This window comes from Roseobacter phycocola (genome assembly GCF_042055075.2).
Taxonomy (GTDB): Bacteria; Pseudomonadota; Alphaproteobacteria; order Rhodobacterales; family Rhodobacteraceae; genus Roseobacter.
The window spans coordinates 1,584,313-1,605,400 of the sequence record NZ_CP194010.1 but is presented as its reverse complement, the minus strand read 5'-3'; the positions used below and the strand labels follow the sequence as shown (position 1 = coordinate 1,605,400).

Sequence of the window (21,088 nt, the reverse complement as noted above, 5' to 3'; positions counted from 1 at the left end):
CCTCCTTGTTATTGACTTTGCGGCGTTATATGGACACCGGCATCAAGAAGCATTTTTTCAATCCAGGCTAGGGCAGGATGCCTGTTTAGCGCATGCCATATCTTTTGGTTGCTGTAGTCGTTCAGACAGCTGGGACAGGACGTAAGACAATGAGGATCCTTGCAGTCCAGTACGCTCCGCGCCGATAACAAAAGATCGGCCATGGAAAAGCCGGCGTCACGCGTAAGACGTGCTGCGTAGCCCGCACCTCCAGATACCGCGTCATAAAGTACGACCGCAGGCTGAAAATCAAGCGTCTGCAGGATCGCCTTTATGTCTCTCGCATCCGTCTCCAATAGGCGCACTGCACCGAGACGTAAGGCCTCCTGTAGCGTTAGGCTGAGTGTGGAATCAAGTTGAATAGGTACCCCCGTTGGACTGATGGGTGGAGCGGTGAATAAGAACGACCGTACGTCAGTTTCAAAGACGTGTGCGAGATCTACGGGCGCCACCATGGTGTTAGGATCTGCGCGACATGTCTGGCCGGTACGGGGGTTTTGATGCTCGCCAACTCGCGACAGCTGCTGCCAGCGGTTCTCGGGCCCATCTGCAGGCACAGGGTGGGCATGCTCACAAACGCGGCACCATGCAAACCCACCCCGTTCGCGACCGCGATTGACGGTAATAATTCGGCCTAGTTCTGGTGTCGGTTGATTGGACCCGGGCGCATGGAATGTCAGGATGTCCGGCACGTCTGTGGCTTGATATCGCGAACGCGGCGCTTCGGTGAGAAGCCGTGCGTCATCCGTGGGTGCAGGACGAATACGCCCAGCTCCGGGGTCGCGCCCCTGAGAATCGGCAAAGGACGTCAGGAAACCCCTGGGCTGGATAAATCGACGTGGTTGGTTGACGGCTTCAAAGGTAGCGCCGCACTGGTTGCACTCACTGTCCGGCGTTTGTCCCTCCGGAGTGATCTGCGGGCACCCGCAGACTGAACACGCGCGTACGAAGGAGACGTCGATGAATTCGTCGTCTCCGGTGAACTTGGAGCGTTTCGTGATTCCAACGGACTCCCAAACGCGCCCACCCGCCACGACCTGAGCACTTGGAGCATATTCCGTGATCCCGATCGCACCGTCACGGTCTAGCTGAAGAGGTGCGTCGACCGCCGAGCCACTTTGCCCAGAGGTCACGATTTCGAGGGACACGCTGTGGACGGGAAAGGCATAGGTGGGGATGACTGCGCGCCGTGAAAGCTCCTCAACGAGGAATTGGCGCAAATACCGATCACCCTGTGCGCGTAGCCCTGCAATGGCGCGCTCTGCGCGCCGCACAGTTGCACGATCGTTTCTTGCATCAGCCTGATCTCGCTCGACTTTAAGATCCTCAATACTATCGTCGATGATGCGCCAACGCCCGAAAACGCCTGCAGCAAAATCACGGATCCGAGTGCGAAATACCTGGGTCAGCTCGGGAGTATCAAGGGCGATGCCTTGGTATTGATCGGCGAGACGTAGTTTTAGCGCCGCGCCGGCTGCAATGGCGGCCTGTCCCTCAGGTTGGGCAATCCACCCGTCTAGATCAGCACGAAAAAGAGATTCTTCATTCTGATCCAGCTGCTCTCCAAAAAGGCCAATGAGACGTGGCGCACCGCGTCGGGAGAGATCAAGTTTGTAGGACAGGAACCGCGCTAGAACGACGGAGATCTGGTGGCGTTGAAAGAACCCTGCGTTGTCAAGTGACAGGTAAGGAACAGGCGGGTGTTCAACGAGATAGCTGCCGAAGCGGTCATACACCGACTTGTCGAACCGACTGGTCCGGGCTGTGGTCAGCACAATGGGGGCCACTTGGGCACGCCGCCCGGCGCGTCCGGCCCGTTGTTGGTAATTTGCAATGGATGGAGGTGCGTTCTTACACAAAACTGCTTCAAGATCGCCCAGGTCGACCCCCATTTCCATGGTCGTCGTGCAGGATAGAAGATTGACCTCGCCTTTTTTAAAGTTTTCCTCCATCCGGGTTCGAACCCGTGTTGAAATCGCAGCTGTGTGTTCGCGCGCAATAGAAATCATCGGGCGGGATCGATACCTAGAGATATAGTGGTTTGACCGCGCCATTCCATCTCTGTCAGCTTCACTCATTTGTACCAGTTTTCCAATACAGCCAAGCGATTGACAGGCGCTGGCGGTGTTGAACTGAGTGCGAATTCCACAGCTGTCGCACCGGTAAAGAGGTCGGTCGCGACCTGGATGGATTGTCAGCGTTGTGGCATCAAGCCTGAACCCAAGACCTTTCCCATGCGGCTCCATTGGAGATCGAGCCCCGTCCAGCGCCTTCCAAAAGGCGGCGAGGGTGTCGCGGGTTTGCAGGTCGGTGATTGCAGAATTTGTGGCATGCGCCATTTTCTTCAGGAGTTTTGTGAAGCGGTTGTCATGATTGGCAGCCGGCATGAAATGCATTGGTAAAGTGGTGTGTGGGTTATTGTTGAGCGCGACACAGCGGTTCCGCTGAGCATTAAAGGCGTTCCAGATCGATTCATCCTCGAGATCAATGCCGCCAGATCCATCGTAGGCGACAGCGCGAAATTCCCGCGCGGCCTTCAAAAGCCATCGTGTGTAGTCCTCTGAGTAAGGCTTGAGAGTCTCGGGCAACACACCGCTTACCCTGCGAATTATTCGATCGATGTGCTCATAATCGACAGAAATGAGGCCAAACCCCTCCAGTGATAGACGCCCTTTTCCAAAGACCGTCAATTCTGCGACTATCAGCGATTTGAGCCGCAGCTCTTCGGCTGGTCCGGTGCGCAACTCGGGATCAACACTGGAAGAGTAAAGGCGCAAACCGTGTTCCGCCATTGTATGCCGCACGGTTGCGACCAGATTTCCAAGGTCAAGTGGCCCCTGACGCAAGGCATGCAGGATCGCGCCACGGACGGACATATCGCGCGCAGTACGCTCGAAGAATGGGGCAAAAAATGCCGCGTCCTGGCGGTTATCTGAAAAAACCAGAAGATTGCGACCTTGCATGGGCGGCGTTTCTCCCCGGGCGCGTGCGGGTAGAGCCTCAAGCAGGGTCTGCGCGGAAACAGCAGCGAAGGCTTCGTCACCGGGATGGATTGTGGTGATTGGTTCGCGGTGGCGCGACGAGCGATGCCCGCAGGCCACACAGCGCCCCAGATGAACACCTTCGTCGTCGAGGTCCATGGGGACGACCTCAAGCGGTACGCCGCCGATTTCATCATCATGCATTCGTTCACCGGTATCAGGATTGATCGTCCATATTTCTGGCGCATCTGCAGGCTCTGTGTCCTCGTCTTCACTTGTGCGGAGCCCAGGCTTGAGTCGCAGATATCGGCGCGATCCCGGATCCCCGAGATCGGCAGAAAAGCCGGATGCCGTGCCCCAAGCTTCGATGTAAGGCTCGCCACAATTTCGACAGACGTTGAGGTGAAAGGCAGGCCGGTGCTGGTCGTCCTCAGTGCTTCCGAAAATGATGTTACCGACATGATCCGGCGCTTCTGGGTCGAGGACGATGCCAACCCGATCAACGGACGCCGCAATGAGATGATAGCGGGCTGGCAAAAGGGGAAAGACGGCGGCGTCTTCGCTGATGGCAAGCACCCCAACTGAAATCAGACCGACGAGGGCGGCGCGGGCGGTCTCGGGATCCGCATCTGGGAAGACATCCTTGGCGAGCGCTGTCAATGGTTGCGGGCCCCGGTCAAGATGATGGGCCAGTGCCTGGATTTCTGTCATTTCGCCCAACGCCTGTATCAGACCGTCCCCAAGCGGAAGGTCTGGGTCCACCTTAAGGCCGGAGAGTCCTTCATCCTTGCACTCGTCGTTCCAATCCTCAGCACTGAAGTGACGGCCCCTTGCCAGAGTTTGGCGCATGATTTCGGAAATCTGTGCTGCCCGAGACCAGTCCTCAGGAGACAGTTCGGAGGGAACATTGGGTCGACGAAGACTCGGATGCTTGCGCCGGTCGGAAGTGATGATAGACCCCGCGCCAGCAAAGGGTTCGCCAAATAAGTCTGCTGCGAAATTGGCCAGCTCGTCCTTACGGTTAGGATCAAGCGATGCCGAGGTGCCAACGCAATGCAGTTGTCCTGGAGCTACGGTTAGGTGATCCTTGAGGCGCCGCAACAAGAACGCCACTTCAATCGCCTGGGCTCCGGTATAGCTGTGAATTTCATCAAGAACGAGCGTGCTCAGCTGGGCGTTGTGCAGCAGTGCGCGGTTGGTCGGTAGGAGCAAGATATGCTCAAGCATGGCGTAGTTTGTAATGAGAATGTGAGGCGGATTTGCCCGCATTTCTTCGCGGGAAAGAAGCCACTCTGAAGGTACCTCTGCATCTTCGCCAAATGTTTCGATAAAGGTGGGTGTCTTTTTGAGTGTGGAGGCTTCGTCTGCGCGGGTGGCATTGGACCGCACTTGTCCGGTGTAACGCCCCAGGGTGATCCCGGGATTGTCTAGGTCTTTAAAAAGCAGCTCTGCTATCCTGTTGAGCTGGTCATTGGCCAAGGAGTTCAATGGATAGACCAAGATCGCGCGCACGCCGGAACGTGCGAGGTCGCCCTCCTTTAGAACCTTGTCGACCAGTGGGAAGAGAAAACTCTCAGTTTTCCCCGAACCAGTACCGGTTGCGACGAGATGGTTGTCGGCTCGCAATAGGGCTGCCTCTTGGTGCTTGTGCATGTTTCGGACCCAAACAGCGGGTTTTGTCTGAGACATCGCGCTCCACTCAGGATTGATAAGGCCTGCCCTGTGCAGAGCCTGTAGAGAGCGAGCTTTTTCGAAGTCTGGGAGGGTTTCCACATACGGACCGCGGACAAGGTTTAGACTATCGAGGGCGGTTTGCAATTTCCGTGCGAGATCCGGCGCGCGGACCGTGTTGACCGGCGAGGCAGTTGCGACGAACCTTGTAACCGTTTCGTTTAGGGTTTGCCGGAACGAATTTGGATCAAGTTCGGTCATAGAGTGTTCTCCTTATCTGGAGCCTGGGCCCAAAGGGTTAGAAAATAGGCAAAAACCTCTGGGGCGGTCTTGATTAGCATGGTGAAGATCTCGCCGACCTGCGCAATCGGTAATCCCGTTCGGCGCACAACATCCTGCAGACAGTCTTCGGCGGCATCTTGCCGCGACGCGCGGGCAAACCGTTCGAGCAAAGAGACAAGGCGTGAGGCAAAATCTGTTTGGCCTGTCATCCTGTCAAAATCACGCAACATCTCTACATGGGCACCATAGGCATTGAGCATGAGACGTAGTGCGCTGCCGAGAGCCCCACGTGTCAGCTGGGCGCGGAGACCTTGGGTATCGAGCCGCCCTCCAAGCGCGACGAAGGCGCGGTCGAGCGCAGACGCATCGAGAGCAGGGGGAATACCCGTGCCCTCCGGTAGGCGGAGCAACCACGCTTTCAGTGGGTCCGGATTATCTAGAGGCGGAATACAACTTGTCTGCGGCACCTCTACCATTCGGCCAAGTGCTCCAATCGTGGCGTGTGTAGATAAGGTTGAGTAGGCTACCAATGGTTGTGCGAAGACAAATGGAGCGGCAGAAACGAGGTCTCCGCGTGGGGTGCCGCCGCCCTTACGCATGATTGTCCAGACATTGGCCAATGGCGAGAACATTTTGCCCGCGGCGGCCTTTTGAATCGATCGCTCAAGACAAGGTTGCAAAATGCGCTGAACATGGTCTTGGAGGGCGGCTGTAGTTGGCTCCGCGATGATCTCTGCGACGCGCTCTGGTCGAGCATCCTCACTGTTTTCTGATACCATTCCAACTGACAGCGGCAGGCCATCATCTCCAGTTTCCGGAACAAAGTACTCACTGTCTCGAGGGCGCACAGTGACATCAAGGCGACCGGCCTCGGGCCATGTTGCCGGCAGGTGCAGGATGATTTCATTCTCCTCGCAAGTGACTTGCACACTTTTAGGCAGTGGATGGTCGACGGGGCGGTTTGCAAGGGCAGCTGCGGCTTCCCAGGTCTCTCCTGCGACATTGTGCGCGATCAGTCCCACAGCGTCGATCTCCCGCGATGGTGAAAAACAGACATCGAGACCTTTGGCATGCTCCAAGAGGTGTATCGTTGCAGCCGGCGTCTGGCAGATACGGGCGAGAAGGGTTGTGCGCCCCTCGCGATCGATAAGCGCAATGCGATCGTCTGTCGGCGGTGTGTCAGGGGTAATGACCGATGCCGGGATTTCAATACGAGTTCGGGCGTAAAACGGCCATTTCTTTCTGATCCCCATCGCAATAAGGTCATCCTTGCACCCTGGGGCCTCGATCATGAAACTATCCTGGCGGTCGTCGGGAAAAAAGGGCACCACTGACCCAAGTGGCACACGTTCTTTGTCGCCTGTTGTAACCTTGTGACGCCAAAGCCGGACCGTCTTGAAAGGGACATCGTAAGAAACGGGACCGTTTACTTCTTCGATGCATAAAGTGGCATTCTCATGTGCCGTGGAGACATCCATCGTGAGGCGCCCGTCGGTCAGGTGAAACCCTGCGCTTCGCGCTGCGAGGTAGCCGGATGGTAGGGGTACATTTTCGAGAATGCCTTGCTCGGTGAGTGCCGCACCAGGCCATATATGGTGGGATGCTTTCATCTCCGCTCGCGCCTCGCGGTTTTGAGAGGCGCCGGGAATAAGCAATTCGAAAAGATACGGGGTAGGGTCGCCGGGCTGGTCCAGCTGAAGGTCGGAAAAAGAAAGGGTTGCTATGCCATCTACGCCCGGCTGGATGACCCGGTGCAGCACGCGGTCTCGCGCAGTGATCCGCAAAACTCGGTCGCCCAGCATATCAGGATGCACCCGGATTTCGACATGTCCATCCGGCGAGCCGGCCCGCAGAACAGTGGAGCCTGCATGTCCGAGGACCGGCGCGCGCAGCGAGATCGCGGGGTCAGCTTTTGGCACAATTCTGATCTCTTGGCCCGCCACTTCAAGGGTGTCACCCGTTGAGACCCAGGCAAAGAAATAGCTAGGGTCTTTCGCGGGTAGTGCCGGACCGAAACGCCCGGCTGAAAAAGACGTCCGGGACAGAGCCACAATGCGCGGAACGCTGCTGTCAAACTCCTGGCTTGCGTCGGTCTTCAGGCGCGCGAGAAAATTCCCTGTGTCTACGTCGAAAAACAGCATTTCGCCTGAGCTAGGCGCGCAGGGAATGAGCTGAGCCTGCCGGGCTGTCCAAGTCACGGTTTCAGGCCAGGGTACTGCAAGAGAAAGAGACTTACCCGGAGTGATACGTTCCGGAAACTTATCCCGGGTAATGGTTTGCGCCAGTGCGGATGGCTCCGCCATCAGCGACAGTCCTTCACGATACCACTTGAGAGATGGCGGGCCGACGATTTTGTCTCTGGTGACACCATAGGCACGCATAGACTGATCAAGACGGGAGAAAAGCGCCTCTTCCCGCTGGCCGTCAGGCGCGTGACCCTGCCGCCAGTGTGTAATCCGGTCGGCGTACCAGGCGGTGTGGTCGAAAAGTACCGCGCTACGCGGGCGTGTCAGAGCCTCCGGCATCCATGCGAGTGCCCGGCGCTGCCATGCGAGCGCACTGGATGTATCTTCGATGGCTGGCGGGCCATATCGCAAAAGTGCCGCCACCATGGAGTTGCTCCAGTCGGGCAGTTTTGAGTCCGCTACGCCGAGCGGCGGAAAAAACAGATCACTGGGTGTATTCCCGGAGACAAGGATGCCTTTCTTTCGACAGGCGCTACGGTAGTATCCCTTAAACCGAGCGCGGTTGTCGTTGTCATGAAGGGGCAGATCCAGCGCGTCGCTTAGACAGTCATAAATGGTGTTGCTGGCCATACCGTAGCGCTCGGCAAGCGGCGTGAGAGTGGCCCAGAGCGCAAGCAAGGGATAGTCCCGAAAAAGAGCGAAGGCGTTGCCCAGTTGCCTTGCCAAAACCTGTCGAACCAGTATGCGCGCCGCCTCCGGATCTGAAATCGGGAGCTGACCGGGATATGGAGAGGCGTTTTTGCGCTGCCACGCAATATTCAGTTCGGCCTCGAATCGTGCACACCGCTTAACCTCCACGCCCAAAGCCCTACGTCTTCTTGTATACGGGGCAGGTGGCCTCTATGACCGTTGAGGTAGTAAGAGAATAAACCATCATTTTGAAATAAATACCCATTCCTGCCATTTGAATAGGGTACACAGAAGTATTCACCACCGAAACGGGAAAAGCTTTACAGTCGGAAATACCTATCAGAGTAATGAAGGCAGATTGCGTACGATGAAGAAACTTTGTTATGTTTCTCATTGGTTCGCGGACCATGCAGAAAACATGGATTTCAAATCGCTTACAAACCTCACTTTTGATTGAGTTGGTTTTCCATAATAAATCCTTGAATTTGGTTGGCCGTGGCGACTCCGTGGCGATTCAAGGTGCGTTTGAACAAAGCGCTAAAATAAAAAACCCTCTAAGGTGATGCTCTTAAAGGGCTTTTCATGGCTCCGGCGGTAGGGATCGAACCTACGACCAATTGATTAACAGTCAACTGCTCTACCGCTGAGCTACGCCGGAACGGTCTGGGCGATATAGCAGCGCTCAAAACCCGCGTCCAGAGGGTTTCCGCGAAAAAATTAAAATCAGCCACCAGCCTTTTCACGCAGCAAAAAAGACGCTGTTTCGCTCAGGTCTCCGACGCTGCGAACCACCTTTTTTTCATGCAGATCAATAAGGTGGGCGAGGACGTTTCGTGTTGCAGCACCAAGGAGTTCAGCAGTTACATCTGTGTAGATCCGTCGCGCGATGTGGGCGGCCGTCGCGGGGCCTGCGTCCAGTGCGTCCAGAATAGCTGACTCGCGGGCCTGACGATGCGAGATCAGCCATTTCAGACGTTCCTGTGGGCTGGTTACCGGCTTTCCGTGCCCGGGATAAAAAATGCGCCATTTTTCCTTCTGAAGGGTCGCACAACTGATCATGAAATCGGTCAGATCACCATCCGGTGGCGAGACAAGCGAGCTGGCCCATCCCATGACGTGATCTCCGGTGAAACAGACATCGTCCCATGCGAGGCAGATGTGGTTTCCGATATGTCCCGGCGTATGCAGCGCCCTCAGCGTCCAGCCGTCACCATCGACCGTTGCGCCATGTGTCAGACGAGTGTCGGGCTGAAAGCCGGTGTCGATCCCTTCGCCACCACCTGCAAGGCCTGACGCGGCAAGGCGGGTCATGACCGCCGATCTGCCGGCCTCGGCCGGGCCAAATGCCAGGACCGGCGCCCTGGTGAGCTTTGACAGTTGTCGCGCCAGTGGAGAGTGATCAAGATGTGCGTGTGTAACCAATATGTGGCTGATGCTGTGTCCGCCATCCGTTGCGGCCAGGATGGCCTGCAGATGGGCGTCATTGTCTGGCCCCGGATCAATCACAGCCACGTGTGACGCACCAACCAGGTAGGTGTTAGTGCCGCGCCATGTCATCGGGGACGGGTTGGGCGCCACGATACGGCGCAGCATCGGGCCCAGAGAGACAACTTCACCATGAACCGGGTCAAAATCCTCTGGCATCTTCATCTGTTTGGCTCTTTCTAATCGCCCGGGGCGCGGATAGATTCAGGTCTATGTTTTTTGGCTGGCTCAAACAATACATGCCGCGTTCGCTTTATGCCCGCGCTGTGCTGATCCTGCTGCTGCCTGTCGTGGTGCTGCAGATCGTTGTCACGATTCTGTTTCTGACGCGGCACTTTGAAGATGTGACCCGGCAGATGGCGGCAACTGTGTCGCGTGAACTGCGTCTGGTGCTGAATGTCGCAAATCAGGCGCCTGATCGCGCAGCCATACCCGCACGCGTCAGTGCACAGGTGGGGCAACTGGACATGGCCGCTGTGGCGGTCGATCAGGTTGAGGTGCCCGAGGCAGATATGCGGGACTGGTATGATTTTTCGGGGCGCGTGATCGTGTCACGGCTGCCTGCTGAAGTGCCGGCGGTGATGGTCACGGATCTGACAGAAGACCGGCGCGTGCATGTCTACGCCGGGAGCGATCACGGGCCGGTGCGTCTCAGCTTTGACAGGCGTCGTATTTCGGCGTCAAACCCCCATCAGCTGTTTGTTAACATGCTGTTTTTTGGTGGGATTGTGACGGTAATCGCGATCCTTTATCTGCGCAATCAGCTCAGGCCCATCAAGCGTCTGGCACATGCAGCCGAAGCATTCGGGCGGGGCCGACATGAACCCTACACACCTGCCGGTGCTCTGGAAGTGCGGTCTGCCGGGAATGCTTTTCTTGATATGCGGGCCCGGATCGAACGTCAGATCGAGCAGCGGACACTGATGCTGTCCGGCGTCAGTCATGATCTGCGCACACCACTGACGAGAATGCGTCTCAGCCTGTCGATGCTGGATGACGCAGAGCGTGAGTTGCTGGAGCAGGATGTCGACGACATGCAGCAGATGCTGGATGCCTTCCTCAACTTTGTAAAAGGCGCGGGCGAGGGTGAACCGGTCCCGGTAGATCCGCATCTGTTGGTCAGTGAGGCTGTCGAAGACGCAAAGCGTGCCGGGCGGGATGTTTCTGTTGCGCAGGCGGAGGGCGATGGAACCGGCGAGGTCAAACTGAACGCACTGACCATGCGCCGGGCGCTTGATAACCTGATTTCCAACGCCGTGCGGTATGGAGCCCGTGCAGAGGTTTCCGTGATGCTCAGTGACAAGGCGCTGCGCATCCGGGTGGAGGATGATGGTCCGGGTATCCCGGCCGATCGGCGGGAAGAGGCGACCCGGCCGTTTACAAGGTTGGATCCTGCCCGAAACCAGGATCAGGGGGGTGGGGTCGGGCTCGGGCTGGCCATCGCCACCGACATCGCGCGCGCGCATGGTGGTGTATTGCGGCTTGGCAGTTCGCAGCGGATGGGCGGGCTTCAGGCGGATATCGTCATCGCGCGATAGTGCCCAAAGGTTTTCTTTCCGCACCCTGCGCGGAAACAGGCGGGATGCACTTCCGTTGGCCTGACCGTTCCGGCGGCCGCACGGGCGCCGACCATGTCATACGGACAGTGCCACCGACCCGGCTTAGCGCACAGAGCCGGGGCTCGCAACTCTGCGGTTAGATGTTTGGGATCTGGTGCATCCGGCTGAGTTTTGAGAGTGTCACTACAATAGTCAGAAGGTCCCGCCCCGTATGATCCGTCATCTTTCCCTGCCCGCTGTTTCGATGGGGCTGCTCGCGGCTTTTGTCGGTTATGCAGCTTCGTTTGCGATTGTGCTTGCTGGGATGACAGCCATGGGTGCTACCAGCGATCAGGCTGCGACCGGCCTTTTCTTTGCAACAATCGGTATGGGTATCTGCAGTATCTGGCTGCCCATAAAAACGCGTATTCCCGCGGCAGTTGCATGGTCGACTCCGGGTGCTGCTTTTCTGGCCGCGACGGCGGCTTTGCCCGGTGGATTCGGAGAGGCCGCAGGGGCATTGATTTTCTGCAGTTGCCTCATCATCCTGACCGGGTTCGTTCCTGCGCTCGGCAGGCTTGTTGCCGCCATCCCAAAACCGATTGCCAATGGTTTGCTGGCGGGCGTCCTGCTGAAGCTCTGTTTTGCGCCGGCTATGGCGTTTGCTGAAATTCCAATGCTGATGCTGCCGGTGTTTGGCGCGTGGTTGATCGGGCTGTGCTGGAACCGGTTGGCAGCCATGCCGTTTGCCGTGATCACTTTTGTCTGTGTTCTGGCGCTGGCTGTGGACACGTCCGCGACACCGGCTTTGTCTGATGGCCAGTGGCTGCCTGATTTCGTGCCGGTTGCCCCGGTCTTTACGGTTCAGTCGTTTTTTTCCATCGCACTGCCGCTCTATCTCGTCACGATGGCGGGGCAGAACATTCCTGGGTTCGCAGTCCTTGAGCTCAATGGATACAGCGTCCGGCGGCAGGCCCTGATCCGGGACACCGGTCTTGTCAGCATGGTGATTGCGCCCTTCGGTGCGATTCCCGTTAATATGTCCGCGATAACGGCTGCGATGATGGCGGGGGAAGACGCCGGGCGTGATCCGGATGCCCGGTACTGGGCCGCGGTGACTTCCGGTGTGGCGTATGTTGGCATGGCATGTGCCGCTACGCTGATCATTTCGCTGGCCAGCCTCGCGCCGGCTTCGTTCATAACCGCCGTTGCCGGACTGGCGCTTATCCCGGCTCTTGTTGGTTCGGTATCATCGGCTTTCAGTGATCCTGACCAGAAGGAAGCCCCGGCGCTGACGTTCCTTGTAGCCGCAAGCGGAATGACACTCTTTGGTGTCAGTGGCGCGTTCTGGGGAGTTGTGGCCGGTTCGGTTGTCTGGATGATGAAGGCCGCGTCACAAAGAAAAACAGATGTTTAGGCCGCGTTCCTTACCCAAATGGAACCTGTCAGTCTGACCCGCAAAAGGCGTCGGGCCTCATTCCAAGCCGTGTCTGTTCAAAGGTTTCCGTATTTGCATTCTGTGTTTCCGAGAAATTTTTGTTTCCCCTGCGCTGCAACTGTGTGACCCGCGCAAACGGCCGGCAGCCCTCAGTTTTTTTGCCTCGTCGTGTGCGGATCGCGGCACACTGCAGCTCGACCCAAAGAAATCCAGATTTGGACCGGAGACCTTTGAGTGTTCGATTGGGCAGCCGGGTGCTCAAAGGCAAGAGTGGACTCAAGCTGACTGTGTCTGAACGCCGTCCTGCATCCCGATGACGCGCTCCAGAGTGCTGTTCGCCCTCGTCAGCGCTTTCTATCAGAACTCCTCCCACCCTGAGACGGCCTCGGGTTGGGCGCCGCCGGCGGATTGGCTGGCTTGCCGTTGTCTGGGCGGCTCAATTCCGGCGTCGCGGGCCATAGGTTTCTGGGCGCCAACTTCGGGTAACCCGTGAAACTGGCTCAGCGCTTTGGCAAGGTTCTGGGCTTCTTTGCTTGTCGAAACACTGGCAGCCGTCATTTCTTCCAGCGTTGCGGCGTTGTTCTGCGCAGTTCTGTCAATTGAACCGATGGCCAGATTGACCTCCTGGATACCGGAAGATTGCTGCTCCACGGCCATCGCAATTTCAGAAATCTGCGTTGATGCTGTTTCAACATCCGCGATGATCGCTTCGAGCGCCTTTCGGGACTGGGTGACATGCTCCACGCCAGTCTTTACGCTCTGCGCATTCTGGTCAATTACTGTGCTGATTTCCTGGACAGCTTCCTGTGATCTTTGTGCCAGGGCGCGCACTTCAGATGCGACCACAGAAAAACCGCGGCCTGCTTCTCCTGCGCGTGCGGCTTCGACGCCCGCGTTCAGAGCAAGAAGGTTGATCTGAAAGGCAATATCTTCAATGACTTTCACGACGCTGTTAATCTGACCCGATGCTTCCGCAATCGTGCCGATTGAGGCTTCCGTTTGGTCTGATACATCGCGGGATACATCGGCCCCTTTGCGGACCTTCTGTGTGGCGGCATCTGCCGATCTGGCATTTTCCACAACCTGGCTGATGCTGGACGCGATTTCCTCAACTGCGGCGGAAGTTTCCTCGATCGCAGCAGCGGCGTCTTCGGCGCGCTTGGACATGTCGTTCGCAGAAGTTTCAAGGTGATGCGAGGTTGCGGAAACGGTCTTTCCACTCTCCATGATGTCCGACATGGTGTTGGACAACGCACTGAGTGCGGAATTGAAATCGTTCTTCATCCGCAGGAAAACCCCGCTGCGTTCACCTTCGATCCGGACGCCTAGATTGCCGTTTGACAGCTCGCCAATGCTTCGGACGAGATCATCGATGCTGTCTTCGGTCTGCTCCAGCAGGCGATTGACGATCTGCGCAAGCTGGACAAGGCCGTCATCCTCAATATCGGCAGGAAGACGTTCGGAAAAATCTCCCGAAGCGGCTTTGCCCAATACGCGTTCCATCTGTTTCTGAAATTCCTGCGCGGTCTCCAGTCTTGCCCGTTCAGCCTCTCTCTCTCGTTCATCCCGGTCGCGTTTTTCCTGCTCAAGCTGCGCCTGTCGCGCGCGTTCGTCCTCGTCGCGTTCGCGTGCGAGGCGTTCTTTTTCCTTGACCTCAAGATCAAGATCCCTCGCTTTGCGTGCGTTTTCCAGAAAAACAACCATCGCATTGGTCATCTGCCCGATCTCGTGCCTCGCTTCTGTTCTCTCAATTTCGATGTCGAGATCACCGGTTGCGAGCTGGTTCATATCGGCAGTGACCTGAGCCAGCCGGGACGCAATCGCACGTCCGGTGAAGAAGGCAAGCCCAGCCCCGATGACGGTCGCTGCCGCCACAAGCAGCGATACAATCAGGATGGAGCGATCCGCCATGGCAACACCCGCAGGACCAAGGCTGTTCTGCTGTGCCACAACCGCGTCCACCGTGCTCTCCACGAGCGCAAGCGCTTCGGGTCCGATTTCATCCATTCTGTCATAGCGTGTGTTGCGCTGCGCAATCACGTCGGCGACCGCCTCCGAGGTGGCATCGAAAACGTCGAGATCCCTCATTGTCTCTTCTGTCAGCTCCCGACGCCTGGGGTTTTGCAGTTCGGTCATCAGTTCTGTCAGACCCACACGCGCGTTTTCGATCTCCTGATTTGAGCGCGCTGCATCTTCGGGACGGTTATCCACGAGGTACTTCTCAAGGTAATACCGTGCCAGCATCAGGTTGATACCGGCCTCGCCAGCTGCTGCAGCGGCAACCGCATCGTCATCGCGCAGTGCTGTTTCCATAACTTCCGAAAGCTGGCGCCGGGCTTTGACACCCGTATCGGCTGAGGTCTGAACGAGGGTGTCCCGTTGCTGTTGCAGCTCGTAGGCCTCGCCCATGAGGCGTTCGTATTCAGCCAGCAGATCTGGAATACCAGCCACCGGGCCCAGCCCCTCATAGTGGCTGATGATTTCGGTCAGCGCTTTCTTCAGATCAACAACTTCCGCAATGTTGCCAGAGACTTCCTCAACAAAAGCCTGGTCTTTGGTCAGCCGGTATTTGGCCGATGCGAGCCGCGCTTCAAACATGTCTTCGAGAAAATCACCGGCAAGCAGGCTGTCGCGTGCCGTCGTGCGGTAGTCAATGAATGTGTCGGCAAGCCGGCTGGTCTGGAACGCCGCAAAACCGCCCAGAATGACGATCAGAGCGACCATGGATCCCATGCCAAGATAAATGCGCATTGCGAGTGTCATACCCACCTCCGGTTCAACAGTGCAGAGTTGCGTAAATCTACGTTCAGTTCTCTAACGGTTCGTTACCTGATGACGGAATGGAGCGTTTTTTCTGCTAAGAATCTGTCTTGCGCCTGCGGGCGGGCGGATCGCTGCTGTTCGGCGTGTTTCAGCTTTATGCCCGTGCCTTGAACATACGAAAAAATGCGGGAAGGTGTGGGCAGAAACCGTGGTCTGGCACGTCGTGCGTGGCCGCCGTCAACAAAACTGGTGGTCACAACGGTCGTCTGGCTGAGCAGGCACTGAAACGGGCCATCTGCCGCCCGCACAGAGTGGCGTTCTGAAAGACCTGCAGTCGTGGCCGGTTTCTGGTGGGTATGGTAGGCCCGGCAGGACTTGAACCCGCAACCAAAGCGTTATGAGCGCTCTGCTCTAACCAATTGAGCTACAGGCCCGCCATAGTGGTGTGCGTAAGGCCGCAGACAGGGGAGGTCAAGAGTGCAGCGCACGTTGCAGTCGCGTCTTTTATGCTCTAATCCGCGAACAGCGACCGCAGGGGCCAGGAGAACGAGCATGACCGCGCCAAAAAACGGAATAACCTATGCCGATGCCGGGGTGGACATCGACGCCGGGAACGCGCTGGTGGACCGCATCAAGCCCGCAGCAAAGCGCACCAGCCGGTCCGGTGTGATGGCGGGCCTTGGCGGTTTTGGCGCCCTTTTTGACCTGAAGGATGCCGGGTATTCTGACCCGGTCCTGGTCGCGGCGACAGATGGTGTCGGCACTAAACTGCGTATTGCAATTGATACCGGTTATGTCGACAGCGTGGGCGTGGATCTGGTTGCCATGTGTGTGAACGACCTGGTCTGCCAGGGTGCGGAGCCACTGTTTTTTCTCGACTATTTCGCCACAGGTGCGCTCGACACAGAAAAGGCAGCGCGGATTATCGAAGGTATCGCCCGTGGATGCGAAGGGGCAGGGTGCGCGCTGATCGGTGGCGAGACCGCTGAAATGCCCGGCATGTATCCGCCCGGTGATTTTGATCTCGCCGGTTTTTCTGTCGGTGCGATGGAGCGCGGAAACGACCTGCCGGCCGGTGTTGCCGAAGGTGACGTTCTTCTGGGGCTCGCCTCTGACGGAGTGCATTCGAACGGGTACAGCCTTGTGCGGCGCCTCGTTGAGTTGTCCGGTCTGGGCTGGGAGGACGCCTGTCCCTGGGCAGATACGACGCTGGGGCAGTCTTTGCTGACCCCGACACGGCTTTATGTACGTCCGGCACTGGAAGCCATCAGATCAGGCGGTGTACATGCGCTCGCTCATATTACCGGTGGTGGCCTGACCGAAAACCTGCCGCGTGTCCTGCCCGAAGGTTTTGGGGCGCAGATCAACCTCGACAGCTGGACGCTGCCGGGTGTTTTTGCCTGGATGGCCAAAACCGGCGGTATGCAGGAACAGGAGATGCTCAAAACCTTTAACTGCGGGATGGGTATGGTGCTGTGTGTGGCATCTGACCGGGCGGATGCGCTTTCGGATCTGCTGAGTGCCGCAGGCGAAACTGTCACACAGATCGGTGTCGTTTCGGCCACTCCGGGCGTTCAGTACGACGGGTCTCTTCTGTGACCATGCGGGTTGCCGTCTTTATCTCAGGTGGCGGGTCCAACATGGTGAAGCTGCTCGACAGTATGACAGGCGATCATCCTGCGAGGCCCTGCGTTGTCCTGTCCAATTACCCCGGGGCCGGTGGGCTGGAAAAAGCGCGTCAGCGCGGCGTACCCACCGAAGTTGTGCGCCATCAGCCGTTTGCCGGCGACCGGCCCGCGTTTGAGGCTGCGGTGACCGCAGCACTCGAACCCCACGCCCCGGATATGATTTGTCTTGCAGGCTTCATGCGCAAGCTCACCGGCGGGTTCACGGACCCGTGGCAGGGCCGGATGCTCAACATTCATCCGTCTCTTCTGCCGAAATACAAAGGGTTGCATACACATGCCCGTGCTCTTGATGCGGGCGACGATGTTCACGGCTGTACCGTGCACGCAGTCACCGCAAAACTGGACGACGGGCCGGTGCTCGGTCAGGCACAGGTTCCTGTGCTGCCCGGTGATACACCTGAAACACTGGCCGCCCGTGTTCTGGTTGAGGAGCACCGCCTGTATCCGGCTGTTCTGCGGCGTTTTGCGGCTGGCGACAGAACACCGGTTTTCCTGCGGTCCGGAGAGCCGTAATCGCGTTCTGGCCTTTCAGCGGCCAGTCGTGTAACAGTGCCGCGGTGTGGGGCCGAGCCAAGAAAAAAGATTTGCCCGTATGAAGACCATCACGACAACTCAGGAACTCGCAGCCTTCTGCCAGGAGGCGGCACAGCACGATTATGTGACGGTCGATACTGAGTTTCTGCGCGAACGGACGTATTACTCAAAACTGTGCCTTGTACAGTTGGCGATGCCGGGCCGTACGGATGATACTGCGGTCCTGGTTGATCCGCTGGCGGATGGGTTGTCACTGGACCCCCTCTACGACCTTTTCCGGAACAATTCGGTGGTCAAGGTCTTTCACGCGGCGCGCCAGGATCTGGAAATCTTTTTCGTGGATGCAGGCGTTTTCCCGGAGCCGCTTTTTGACACGCAGGTCGCGGCAATGGTCTGCGGGTTTGGCGAACAGGTCGGCTATGAGACGCTGGTGCGCCGGGTGGCGAAAAAGCAGCTTGATAAAACATCTCGTTTTACCGACTGGTCCCGCCGCCCACTGACGTCCGCGCAAAAGACCTATGCGCTGGCGGATGTGACGCATCTGCGCGAGATTTATGAATACCTGGCCAAACGGCTGGAAGAGACGGAACGCAGCCGGTGGGTGCGTGAGGAACTCTCCGTTCTGACCACTCCGGGCACCTATGTGGTTGAGCCGCGTGAAGCCTGGCGGCGCGTCAAAACCCGGACCAATTCACCAAAGTTCCTGGCCATCGTGCGGGAGCTCGCCGCGTTCCGCGAAACCTATGCGCAACAGCGCAATATTCCGCGCAACAGGGTATTCAAGGATGACGCGCTCGTGGAGCTGGCGTCCAACAAACCGAAAAACAGCGAAGAGCTGGGGCGATCGCGCCTGCTGCTGCGCGAAGCGCGCCGTGGAGATATAGCTGACGGCATTCTCGCCGCTGTTACGGCGGGTCTTGAGTGTCCGCAGGATGACATGCCGCGGCCGGACCGGACCCGTGACAAGCTCCAGGTGAATCCTGCGCTGGCGGATCTGTTGCGGGTGCTGCTCAAGGCAAAAACGGAAAGTGCCGGCGTGGCCGCTAAGCTGATTGCTCCTGCGGCAGACCTTGACGCGATTGCAGCGGGGCTGCGCGATGTGCCCGCGCTGTCGGGCTGGCGGCTCGAAGTTTTCGGATCGGATGCGCTGCGTCTGTGCGAAGGCAGGATTGGTCTTGCAGCTGACGGCTCTGACGTGCGGATCGTCGAAATCGACTGATCCTCAGCGGCGTGACACCTGCGCGTTTGTGACACCTTCGACTCTGATGCTGCGCACGCCGCTCAGTGTCTGGTCGGTGACCTTGCGGGCTGCTGTCACCTCGCGCGTGGCTGGCCCGCCCGATTGGGAAATGTCGTCTGGCCGGATACCTTCCAGCCGGTAAGTCAGAACGCCATCCTCGGATTGTTCATCATCAAGCGCCGGTGTCAGGCGCACATCATACACCCCCTGAACGGACGCAATCCCGGTGGCCCGGATGATCGCACCACCTGGCACACGCTCGATCACCAGATTGCTGATCGTGTCAATGGGTTCGCCCGTGTAAATCGCGGCTCTTTCACGACTGCGGGCGAAGAGGCCTGTGTTTTCCGGGATCAGCGGGTTGTCGTTTTCAACCTGCGGGGCAGGAGCCTCTGAACTGCTGCCGCCGAACCAGTTGAAAGGGTTCAGACTGCTGTCACGCACTGAACCGCACCCTGTCAGAACAAGTGTCGAAATCAAAAGGGCGGAAACTGATGTGCGCATGGTGCCTGCCGTCGTTAACTTCTGTCCGGTGTAGCCTGTCCGGCCGGTCTTGAAAAGCATCAAGGAAGGGTCTGGACCTTTCATGTACCGCGACTTAGGTCATACGCGAATGTCGGAGAAAGCACATGGCACAGGCAGCATTTGAGGAACTGGTCGAGGACTTTGAGTTTCTGGACGACTGGGAAGACCGGTACCGGCTGGTGATTGAAGAGGGCAAGGCAATGCCCGCGCTGGATGCAGCGCTCAAGGTTCCGGCGACAAAGGTTGACGGATGCGCCAGCCAGGTCTGGCTGCATGTCGTCACAGAAGGCGGCACTTTGACGTTTGACGGCGAAAGTGATGCGATGATTGTGAACGGTCTGATCGCCGTTCTGCGCCGGCTTTACAACGGTCTCAGTGTTGAAGAGATCAACGCGATTGACGCCCGCGCGGAAATGGGGCGCCTGGGTCTGAATGATCACCTGTCTGCGCAGCGTTCCAACGGCCTGAGAGCGATGATCGAACGTATCCGCGAAACGGCCGCTGCAGCGGCTTAAAGCCGGGCGAGCTCAGTTTTCAGGTCCCCGTAGCCGGTCAGGCGGCGCTCAAAGGCGAGCCCCAGGCGGTCAGCACATTCTTTCGCTTTTTCCGTCAGGGCTGGATCATCGGTCTGTGCCTGATAGATCAGTTTTTCGTAGTTGCCGAAATACATGTCGCGCAGATCGGGATGGCGGTCGAGGCCCATCGGGCGGATCACAAAAGCGTCGAACTGGCGTACCAGGAAATCTGTCAGGTAAAAAGCCGTGAACTCGTCCCCGGCGCGCTCGGCGAATGCTTCATTCCCTTCGAAAAAGCTGTAGCAGTGTGGCCCTGCAATCATGCTGACACTCATCTCGTCACAAGCTGCCTGCAGCAGGCCACCAGTGCCGCAGTCGGCATAGACGACAAAAATGTCGTCATAGTCATTGCGATGGGCGTTGACCGCTTTGCGTACCTCTTCAGTGATTTTGTCCGGGTAGAGATGCAGCTTTGCCGGCAGGCAGGTCAGATCGAGGTGGTCCCAGCCATTTGCCGTGCGCAGATCCAGAATTTCCCGCGCCAGCGCACCACATGCGATCAGAAGGACCCGCCCGGTCCGGTGCCCGAGCGGCAAACCCTGTTCGGTCAGTTCTGAATCCTGGATCTGTGTCAACAGAGAGCCTCCTGTCACAAAAAAGCCTGCGCCGGTGTCCCGGAGCAGGCCTTTCAGAATACTGCGCCTGTGGTGTCAGGCGGATTTCTGATTGTGCTTGCGTCCGACCCATTCTTTGGCGGTTTCAACTGCCACGGCGGCATCACGGCAATAGGCATCGGCACCGATGGCCTTGCCGAATTCTTCGTTCAGCGGTGCGCCACCGACGAGCACAATATAATCATCGCGCACGCCCTGTTCGACCATCGTGTCAATCACGACTTTCATGTAGGGCATTGTGGTGGTCAGCAGCGCGGACATGCCCAGAATGTCGGGCTCTTCGGTCTCAAGCGCTTCCATGTATTTTTCAACAGCGTTGTTGATGCCGAGATCGACAACTTCAAAGCCCGCGCCTTCCATCATCATACCGACAAGGTTTTTGCCGATGTCGTGGATATCGCCTTTGACGGTGCCGATCACCATTTTACCGACGCGGGGTGCGCCGGTTTCGGCCAGCAACGGCTTCAGAATGGCCATGCCGCCCTTCATCGCGTTGGCTGCCAGCAGCACCTCCGGCACAAACAGAATGCCGTCCCGGAAATCATGCCCCACAATGGTCATGCCGCCGACAAGCGCTTTGGTCAGAATGTCATAGGGCTGCCATCCGCGCTCCAGCAGGATGTTCACGCCTTCCTCGATTTCTTCCTTCAGACCGTCATAGAGGTCATCGAACATCTGCTGGACAAGTTCTTCGTCGTCCAGTTCTGACAGGATGATATCGTCTTCTTCGTCGGACATGGGCTTACCTTTCTGACGTCACGCGATGCGTGCAGTTTCTTTTCTGTATTGCGACAAATCGGGTGCGTCCAACTGTCACAATAGCGACACCGCCATATCCG

Annotated in this window: 13 protein-coding genes and 2 tRNA genes; 6 read left to right on the top strand and 9 right to left on the bottom strand. The window is 57.8% G+C overall.

Annotated features, from left to right (window positions below; all coding sequences use genetic code 11):
- Nucleotides 1-8 precede the first annotated feature (8 nt).
- The 4 genes from AB4K19_RS07890 to AB4K19_RS07875 form a co-directional block, all read right to left on the bottom strand.
- Entirely contained in the window at nt 9-4,952 is a 4,944-nt protein-coding gene (locus AB4K19_RS07890; protein WP_436399412.1) for a DEAD/DEAH box helicase, read from the bottom strand.
- Nucleotides 4,949-8,023, bottom strand: coding sequence for a hypothetical protein (locus AB4K19_RS07885; protein ID WP_436399411.1), 3,075 nt, complete (start codon nt 8,021-8,023; stop codon nt 4,949-4,951). The genes AB4K19_RS07890 and AB4K19_RS07885 overlap by 4 nt, the downstream gene beginning before the upstream one ends.
- A 409-nt stretch (nt 8,024-8,432) precedes the next feature.
- A tRNA-Asn gene (locus AB4K19_RS07880) sits at nt 8,433-8,507 on the bottom strand.
- Nucleotides 8,508-8,572: 65 nt separating this feature from the next.
- On the bottom strand, nt 8,573-9,499 hold the full coding sequence (locus AB4K19_RS07875; protein WP_436399410.1) for an MBL fold metallo-hydrolase: 927 nt from the start codon (nt 9,497-9,499) through the stop codon (nt 8,573-8,575).
- A 47-nt stretch (nt 9,500-9,546) separates the two neighbouring features.
- Between AB4K19_RS07875 and AB4K19_RS07870 the strand changes: the two genes are divergently transcribed.
- Both AB4K19_RS07870 and AB4K19_RS07865 read left to right on the top strand, forming a co-directional pair.
- Nucleotides 9,547-10,872 (top strand): ATP-binding protein, encoded by a 1,326-nt coding sequence (locus tag AB4K19_RS07870; protein WP_436399409.1) that lies wholly within the window; start codon nt 9,547-9,549, stop codon nt 10,870-10,872.
- Nucleotides 10,873-11,104: 232 nt separating this feature from the next.
- Nucleotides 11,105-12,289, top strand: coding sequence for a benzoate/H(+) symporter BenE family transporter (locus AB4K19_RS07865; protein ID WP_436399408.1), 1,185 nt, complete (start codon nt 11,105-11,107; stop codon nt 12,287-12,289).
- 378 nt (nt 12,290-12,667) lie between these two features.
- On the opposite strand, the gene AB4K19_RS07860 is transcribed toward AB4K19_RS07865, so the two are convergent.
- Both AB4K19_RS07860 and AB4K19_RS07855 read right to left on the bottom strand, forming a co-directional pair.
- Entirely contained in the window at nt 12,668-15,073 is a 2,406-nt protein-coding gene (locus AB4K19_RS07860; RefSeq protein WP_436399407.1) for a methyl-accepting chemotaxis protein, read from the bottom strand.
- A 357-nt stretch (nt 15,074-15,430) separates the two neighbouring features.
- Nucleotides 15,431-15,507, bottom strand: a tRNA-Ile gene (locus tag AB4K19_RS07855).
- Between the two features lie 118 nt (nt 15,508-15,625).
- Here AB4K19_RS07855 and purM point away from each other — a divergent pair.
- The 3 genes from purM to rnd all read left to right on the top strand — a co-directional run bounded on the left by purM (nt 15,626) and on the right by rnd (nt 18,514).
- Complete coding sequence (gene purM, locus AB4K19_RS07850) at nt 15,626-16,672, top strand: phosphoribosylformylglycinamidine cyclo-ligase (protein WP_375227868.1); 1,047 nt, start codon at nt 15,626-15,628, stop codon at nt 16,670-16,672.
- Complete coding sequence (gene purN / locus AB4K19_RS07845) at nt 16,669-17,274, top strand: phosphoribosylglycinamide formyltransferase (protein WP_375227867.1); 606 nt, start codon at nt 16,669-16,671, stop codon at nt 17,272-17,274. Before purM ends, purN begins: the two co-directional genes overlap by 4 nt.
- Nucleotides 17,275-17,353: 79 nt before the next feature.
- Complete coding sequence (gene rnd / locus AB4K19_RS07840) at nt 17,354-18,514, top strand: ribonuclease D (protein WP_436399406.1); 1,161 nt, start codon at nt 17,354-17,356, stop codon at nt 18,512-18,514.
- A 3-nt stretch (nt 18,515-18,517) separates the two neighbouring features.
- On the opposite strand, the gene AB4K19_RS07835 is transcribed toward rnd, so the two are convergent.
- Entirely contained in the window at nt 18,518-19,039 is a 522-nt protein-coding gene (locus AB4K19_RS07835) for a hypothetical protein (protein WP_375227866.1), read from the bottom strand.
- Nucleotides 19,040-19,164: 125 nt separating this feature from the next.
- Here AB4K19_RS07835 and AB4K19_RS07830 point away from each other — a divergent pair, with 125 nt between their 5' ends.
- Nucleotides 19,165-19,575 carry a SufE family protein gene (locus AB4K19_RS07830; protein ID WP_375227865.1) on the top strand — a complete coding sequence of 137 codons (411 nt, stop codon included), beginning with the start codon at nt 19,165-19,167 and terminating at the stop codon, nt 19,573-19,575.
- Here AB4K19_RS07830 and AB4K19_RS07825 read toward each other — a convergent pair.
- Nucleotides 19,572-20,210, bottom strand: coding sequence for a DUF1638 domain-containing protein (locus AB4K19_RS07825; protein ID WP_375227864.1), 639 nt, complete (start codon nt 20,208-20,210; stop codon nt 19,572-19,574). The two genes, AB4K19_RS07830 and AB4K19_RS07825, sit on opposite strands and share 4 nt — an antisense overlap.
- Before the next feature lie 75 nt (nt 20,211-20,285).
- Nucleotides 20,286-20,987: a corrinoid protein gene (locus tag AB4K19_RS07820; RefSeq protein WP_375227863.1), complete on the bottom strand. Its 702-nt coding sequence runs from the start codon at nt 20,985-20,987 to the stop codon at nt 20,286-20,288.
- Nucleotides 20,988-21,088: the final 101 nt, after the last annotated feature.